The 742-nt window shown below is 73.5% G+C and carries 1 protein-coding gene; it reads left to right on the top strand.

The window, feature by feature from the left end; genetic code table 11:
* Positions 1-742, top strand: a 742-nt coding sequence (gene rfbD, locus QWZ14_RS29010) for a dTDP-4-dehydrorhamnose reductase (protein WP_290320549.1), incomplete at both ends; no start/stop codon positions are given.

The following is a 742-nucleotide window of genomic DNA, read 5'->3' on the forward strand; positions in this document are numbered from 1 at the left end:
GCTGGCGCTGGAGGCGCCCGAGCTGGACCTGACCAGCGCGGCGAGCATCGCCGCCGCCATGGCCGGCTTCCGGCCGGAGGCGATCATCAATGCCGCCGCCTATACCGCGGTGGACCGCGCCGAGGACGACCGCGCGCTCGCCTTCGCGGTGAACGGCACCGGCCCCGGCCTGCTGGGCGAGGCGGCGGCGCGGGCCGGCATTCCGGTGGTGCACTACTCCACCGACTACGTCTTCGACGGCAGCAAGCCCACGCCCTATACCGAGGCCGATGCGCCCAACCCGGTCGGGGCCTATGGCGCCTCGAAGCTCGAGGGCGAGCAGCGGCTGCATGCGGCGCAGCCGCGCTCCGTCACCTTCCGCACCGCCTGGGTCTGCTCGGCGCATGGCAACAACTTCGTCAAGACCATGCTGCGCTTCGGCAAGGAGCGGCCGGAGCTGCGGGTGGTCGCCGACCAGCAGGGCGCGCCGACCTTCGCCGACGACCTGGCCGATGCCGCCATCGCCATCCTGCCGAAACTGGTCGCGGCCAAGGCGGGCGAGGACTGCTTCGGGGTCTTCCACCTGACCGGCCAGCCCTTCACCACCTGGCACGGCTTCGCCGAGGCGATCTTCGAAGGCGCCGCGGCGCGCGGCCAGCCGGCGCCGAAGGTCACCGCCATCACCACGGCGGAGTATCCGACCCGGGCCAGCCGCCCGGCCAATTCCCGGCTCGACTGCTCCCGCGCCGCCGCCGTCCTCGGC

The sequence above is a fragment of the Paeniroseomonas aquatica genome, from assembly GCF_030409335.1.
Taxonomy (GTDB): Bacteria; Pseudomonadota; Alphaproteobacteria; order Acetobacterales; family Acetobacteraceae; genus Belnapia; species Belnapia aquatica.